The 6,511-nt window shown below is 51.5% G+C and carries 5 protein-coding genes; 4 read left to right on the top strand and 1 reads right to left on the bottom strand.

Translation table 11 applies throughout. The features are described from left to right. Positions 1–30 precede the first annotated feature (30 nt). Entirely contained in the window at positions 31–1,980 is a 1,950-nt protein-coding gene (nagE, locus tag FDX03_RS00895) for a PTS N-acetyl glucosamine transporter subunit IIABC (RefSeq protein ID WP_048212281.1), read from the bottom strand. A gap of 350 nt (positions 1,981–2,330) precedes the next feature. Here nagE and nagB point away from each other — a divergent pair, with 350 nt between their 5' ends. From nagB to nagD, 4 genes are all read left to right on the top strand, one after another. Beyond that, the gene (gene nagB, locus FDX03_RS00900) at positions 2,331–3,131 is read left to right on the top strand and encodes a glucosamine-6-phosphate deaminase (RefSeq protein WP_003022803.1); all 801 of its coding nucleotides are present in this window, start codon (positions 2,331–2,333) and stop codon (positions 3,129–3,131) included. A 60-nt stretch (positions 3,132–3,191) separates the two neighbouring features. Continuing rightward, on the top strand, positions 3,192–4,340 hold the full coding sequence (gene nagA / locus FDX03_RS00905; protein WP_061067522.1) for an N-acetylglucosamine-6-phosphate deacetylase: 1,149 nt from the start codon (positions 3,192–3,194) through the stop codon (positions 4,338–4,340). Between the two features lie 8 nt (positions 4,341–4,348). Next, the gene (locus tag FDX03_RS00910; protein ID WP_048212283.1) at positions 4,349–5,569 is read left to right on the top strand and encodes an N-acetylglucosamine repressor; all 1,221 of its coding nucleotides are present in this window, start codon (positions 4,349–4,351) and stop codon (positions 5,567–5,569) included. A 151-nt stretch (positions 5,570–5,720) separates the two neighbouring features. Further along, positions 5,721–6,473 (top strand): ribonucleotide monophosphatase NagD, encoded by a 753-nt coding sequence (gene nagD, locus FDX03_RS00915; protein ID WP_137345352.1) that lies wholly within the window; start codon positions 5,721–5,723, stop codon positions 6,471–6,473. Positions 6,474–6,511 lie beyond the last annotated feature (38 nt).

Consider the following 6,511-nt stretch of genomic DNA (forward strand, 5'->3'; position numbering starts at 1 on the left):
AGGCACTTAACTCACTTTACTCAGGAGCAGTTATTTACCTTTAATCTCATACAGCGGTGTCTGACCGGCAACCACATGACCTTCGGCTTTAATGACCAGCGCACCGAAATCATCGCTGTTGCTGCACACAACCGGGCTAATCATGGAACGTGCGTTGGCGTTCAGATATTCCAGATCCATTTCCAGAATCGGTTGACCTGCTGCAACAACCGCACCTTCTTCAACCAGACGTTTAAAGCCTTTACCTTCCAGCGCCACGGTATCGATACCCATATGGACCACGATTTCCGCGCCTTTTTCCGTTTCCAGACAGAACGCATGGTTGGTGTTGAAGATTTTCACAATAGTACCCGCTGCCGGAGAAACCACGATTTTATCCGTTGGTTTTACCGCCACGCCGTCACCCACTGCTTTGCTGGCGAAGGCTTCATCAGGCACCTGCTCCAGTGCAACCACATCACCGGTAATCGGAGAAACCAGCGCTTCAATGGTGACCGCATTCGCGACAGCCTGCGGTTTTGCAATCGGGGCAGCCGCTGTCGGGGCATTGTCAGTAGACGCTGCCGCAACCGGGCCGCGAGCCACAACTTTCTTCATTTCGTCGCCGATAGATTCAGCTTTCGCACCCACGATAACCTGAATAGTTTGTTTGTTCAGCTTAACCACACCCGATGCGCCTAAGCGTTTGCACATCGCATCATTGACGCGGGCAGAATCGCCAACGGTCAGACGCAGACGGGTGATACAGGCATCAATCGCTTTCAGGTTATCCGTACCGCCAACCGCAGCAATGTAGTTGGTTGCCAGTTGAGCTAAACCTTCTTCGGTATTGCTGTTTGCTTCGTCAGTAACAATCTCGTCTTCTTTATCTTCGCGGCCCGGCGTTTTCAGGTTAAACAAACGAATAACCGCGCTGAACAGGACGAAGTAGATAACGAAGAATACCAGACCCATGGCGACCAGCATCCAGACGTTCTTACTTGCAGCCGGCAGGTTGTACATCAACACGTAGTCGATAGCACCTGCGGAGAAAGAGAAGCCCGCATGGATCCCCAACAGCGTCGCAACGAACAGGCTGATACCCGTCAGAACGGCGTGCAGGAGGTACAGCAACGGAGCCAGGAACATAAACAGGAATTCCAGCGGCTCGGTAACACCGGTCAGGAATGCGGTGATAGCAACGGACAGCAGCATACCGCCGACCATCGGACGACGCGCTTTCGGCGCGGCGAAGTACATCGCCAGAGCCGCACCCGGCAGACCAAACATCATGATCGGGAAGAAGCCAGACATGAACATACCCGCAGTGCCGTCACCCGCGTAGAAGCGGTTGATATCACCGTGGAATACGGTACCTGCAGCGTTAGTGAATTCGCCAATCTGGAACCAGGCGATGGTGTTCAGCACCTGATGCAGACCGGTTGGGATCAGCAGACGGTTGATGAAGCCAAAAATACCAGAACCCAGCGCGCCAGCGCCCACGATCCACTCACCACCCGCATGGATGGCATTCTGCACCGGCGGCCACACGTAGCCGAAGATAGCAGCCAGTATCAAACAGAAGAAGCCAGTGGCGATGGGTACAAAACGTTTGCCGCCGAAGAAGCTCAGGAAATCAGGCAGTTTGATGCCAGACCAACGGTTATACACAGCACCGCCGACCAGACCGGTGATGATACCCGCCAGCACGCCCATGTTGATCGCCGGGTTAATGGTAACCATTGCTTTGGTCAATATGAAATAACCAACCGCACCTGCCAGCGCTGCCGCACCCGCGCTGTCTTTAGACCAGCTGGAAGCCACACCGATAGCAAAAATTAACGCGAGGTTATCAAAGATAGCTCCACCCGCTTGCGCGATGAAGGGTACGTTCAGTAAATCTGGTTGGCCGAATCGCAGCAACAGTGCCGCGACTGGCAGCACCGCGATGGGGAGCTGTAACGCCCTACCCAGCCGCTGGAAAAAACCTAAAATATTCATTTTATTCCCCCTACGAGACCCCGATTAGGCTCCTTTGAAGCCATATTTTTATTGTGCGACCATTCCTAACTGCAACAGCAAGAGATTTTGGGACAACAACATTAACCATTCATCTACATTCAGAGTGTGTGAAAAATTAATTCGTATCGCAAATTAAAAGCGTGTTTTTTGTGATTCCAATCACCAAATATCGTTATTAACCCTCCCTTACACTGGCTAACTACGAAAACTTATTTTATCATTCAAAAAATCGAAACGGATTGATCCTTACCGATGCAAAACCAGGTTACGCTTAATACTGTACAGAGACTCAATCCGCCAACTGCTTACATTTACTTTTGAGGTGAAGAATGAGACTGATCCCCCTGAATACCGCTGAACAAGTCGGCAAATGGGCTGCTCGCCATATCGTTAACCGCATTAACGCGTTCAAACCAACGGCAGATCGTCCGTTCGTTCTGGGCCTGCCGACTGGCGGCACTCCGCTGACTGCCTATAAAGCATTAGTCGAAATGCACAAAGCGGGCCAGGTGAGCTTCAAACATGTTGTCACTTTCAACATGGACGAATACGTTGGCCTGCCGAAGGAACATCCGGAAAGCTATCACAGCTTTATGCACCGTAACTTCTTTGATCATGTTGATATTCCAGCAGAAAACATCAACCTCCTCAATGGTAACGCGCCGGATATTGATGCAGAATGCCGTCAGTATGAAGAGAAAATCCGTTCTTACGGTAAAATCCATCTGTTTATGGGCGGTGTAGGCAACGATGGTCACATCGCGTTCAACGAACCGGCTTCCTCTTTGGCTTCCCGTACCCGTATCAAAACGTTGACCCACGACACCCGCGTAGCAAACTCACGCTTCTTTGACGGCGACGTAAGCCAGGTGCCTAAATATGCACTGACCGTAGGCGTGGGCACCCTGTTGGATGCTGAAGAAGTAATGATCCTGGTGCTGGGTCACCAGAAAGCGCAGGCGCTGCAGGCGGCTGTTGAAGGCAACGTTAACCATATGTGGACCATCAGCTGTCTGCAGCTTCATCCGAAAGCAGTTGTGGTCTGCGATGAACCTTCCACTATGGAACTGAAAGTGAAGACGCTGAAATACTTTAACGAGTTAGAAGCGGAAAATATTAAAGGTCTGTAATGATGTCTCCGCCCTGTCGAAAACGTGCAGGGCGGCATTTTTTTGAAATCGGGGGTCGGAATGTATGCTTTAACCCAGGGCCGGATTTTTACCGGTCACGAAATTCTTGATGACCATGCGATTGTTGTCGCCAATGGCCTGATCGATAGCGTTTGCCCACTGTCTGAATTGCCGTCAGGGATTGAACAGCGCTCGCTGAATGGAGCCATTGTCTCCCCCGGTTTTATTGATGTGCAGTTAAACGGCTGTGGCGGTGTACAGTTTAACGATACGGCAGAAGCCGTTACCGTTGAGACGCTGGAAATCATGCAAAAAGCCAATGAAAAATCTGGCTGCACCAACTATCTGCCAACGCTAATCACCACCAGCGATGACCTGATGAAGCAGGGCGTTCGCGTCATGCGTGAATACCTCGCTAAGCATCCAAATCAAGCATTAGGGCTACACCTTGAAGGTCCGTGGCTGAACCTGGTGAAAAAAGGTACGCATAATCCGGGATTTGTGCGTCAACCGGACGCTGCACTTGTCGATTTCCTGTGCGATAATGCGGATGTCATCACCAAAGTGACGCTGGCGCCTGAAATGGTTCCTGTCGAAGTGATCACCCAACTGGTGAATGCCGGTATCGTGGTGTCTGCGGGCCACTCTAACGCGACGCTGAAGGAAGCAAAAATCGGTTTCCGTGCAGGCATTTCCTTTGCAACACATCTGTTCAACGCGATGCCTTATATTACCGGTCGCGAACCAGGTCTGGCAGGCGCGATTCTGGATGAGGCAGATATTTATTGCGGTATCATCGCCGATGGCATGCATGTTGACTATGCCAACATCCGCAATGCTAAACGCCTGAAAGGCGACAAGCTGTGCCTGGTCACCGACGCGACCGCGCCGGCGGGGGCAAACATTGAGCAGTTCATTTTCGCTGGTAAAACAATATACTACCGCAATGGACTGTGTGTTGATGAGAACGGCACGCTGAGCGGTTCATCATTAACCATGATCGAAGGTGTACGCAATCTGGTTGAACATTGCGGTATCGCACTGGACGAAGTCCTGCGCATGGCAACGCTCTACCCTGCTCGCGCCATTGGCGTCGACAAACAACTCGGCAGCATCGCGCCAGGCAAAGTAGCCAACCTGACCGCGTTCACGCACGACTTTAAAATTATCAAGACCATCGTTAATGGCAACGAGGTCGTTACTGAGTAAGAGAAAGAATGACACCAGGCGGACAAGCTCAAATAGGTAATGTTGATCTCGTAAAACAGCTTAACAGCGCGGCGGTTTATCGCCTGATTGACCAGCATGGGCCAATCTCGCGAATTCAGATTGCCGAGCAAAGCCAGCTTGCCCCCGCCAGCGTAACCAAAATTACGCGTCAACTGATCGAACGCGGGCTGATCAAAGAAGTCGATCAGCAGGCCTCCACCGGGGGCCGCCGCGCTATCTCTATCGTCACCGAAACCCGCAATTTCCACGCAATTGGCGTACGACTGGGCCGTCACGATACGACGCTGACGCTCTATGATATGAGCAGCAAAGTGGTTGCTGAAGAGCACTACCCTCTCCCGGAGCGCACCCAGGAAACGCTGGAGCACGCGCTGCTCAACACCATTGCCACCTTTATTGACAGTTGCCAGCGGAAAATCCGTGAGCTGATTGCAATCTCCGTTATCCTGCCAGGCCTTGTCGATCCTGAAAGCGGCGTCATCCGCTATATGCCACACATTCAGGTCGAAAACTGGGGGCTGGTCGAAGCGCTCGAAAAACGCTTCAAAGTCACCTGCTTTGTTGGTCACGATATTCGCAGCCTGGCGCTGGCTGAGCACTATTTCGGGGCAAGTCAGGATTGCGAAGACTCTATTTTGGTGCGTGTTCACCGCGGAACCGGCGCAGGGATTATCTCCAATGGCCGCATTTTTATCGGTCGCAATGGCAACGTGGGTGAGATTGGTCATATTCAGGTAGAACCGCTGGGTGAGCGCTGTCACTGCGGTAATTTCGGCTGTCTGGAAACCATTGCGGCCAATGCTTCTATCGAACACCGCGTACAAAACTTGCTAAAACAAGGCTATCCAAGCCGGCTCACGCTGGATGATTGCAGTATCAAAGCTATCTGTAAGGCAGCCAACAAAGGTGACAATCTGGCAGCAGAAGTTATCGAGCACGTTGGTCGACACCTGGGTAAAACCATCGCGATTGCAATTAACCTGTTTAACCCGCAAAAAGTCGTCATTGCCGGTGAGATTACCGAAGCAGATAAAGTCCTGCTTCCGGCAATAGAAAGCTGCATTAATAATCAGGCACTGAAGGCGTTTCGCCACAATTTGCCGGTGGTACGTTCCACGCTGGATCACCGTTCAGCGATTGGTGCATTTGCGCTGGTGAAACGCGCAATGCTCAACGGGACATTGCTGCAGCGTTTGCTGGAAAGCTAATACACGTCATCCTTCAAGCTGCATCTGCGAACCCCGGTCACTTATTTCAGTAAGCTCCAGGAGTTCGCAGACTTGCCGCCTTGATGCAACTCGAATGATGTAGTGTATTTTGTGTATAGTAATGCCTTCTTTTTTTAATGTCGGATTGTCCATGACCATTAAGAATGTAATTTGTGATATCGACGGCGTGCTGATGCACGACAATGTTGCTGTACCGGGTGCGGCAGAATTTCTGACTGGGATCCTGGAAAAAGGTCTGCCGTTAGTCCTGCTGACTAACTACCCTTCGCAGACCGGGCAAGATCTGGCAAACCGCTTCGCCACCGCAGGTGTGAATGTCCCTGATAGCGTCTTTTATACTTCCGCGATGGCTACCGCTGATTTTCTTCGTCGCCAGGAAGGAAAAAAGGCCTATGTGGTAGGTGAAGGCGCGTTAATTCACGAACTGTATAAAGCTGGATTTACCATTACCGACGTGAACCCCGATTTTGTGATTGTTGGCGAGACGCGTTCCTATAACTGGGACATGATGCATAAAGCGGCGTATTTTGTCGCCAACGGCGCTCGTTTTATCGCCACTAACCCGGATACCCATGGTCGCGGATTTTACCCGGCCTGTGGTGCGCTCTGCGCCGGTATTGAGAAGATCTCCGGCCGTAAACCGTTTTATGTCGGCAAACCCAGCCCGTGGATTATTCGCGCGGCACTCAACAAAATGCAGGCGCACTCAGAAGAAACTGTCATTGTTGGCGACAACCTGCGCACCGATATTCTGGCAGGTTTCCAGGCGGGTCTGGAAACTATCCTGGTACTGTCTGGCGTATCCAAACTTGACGATATTGACAACATGCCATTCAGACCAAGCTGGATCTATCCCTCCGTTGCCGAGATTGACGTCATTTAATCCGTAGGCCGGATAAGACGCCCCCGCGTCGCCATCCG

Origin of the sequence: Citrobacter sp. wls827 (assembly GCF_005280875.1) — a bacterium.
GTDB lineage: Bacteria > Pseudomonadota > Gammaproteobacteria > Enterobacterales > Enterobacteriaceae > Citrobacter > Citrobacter youngae.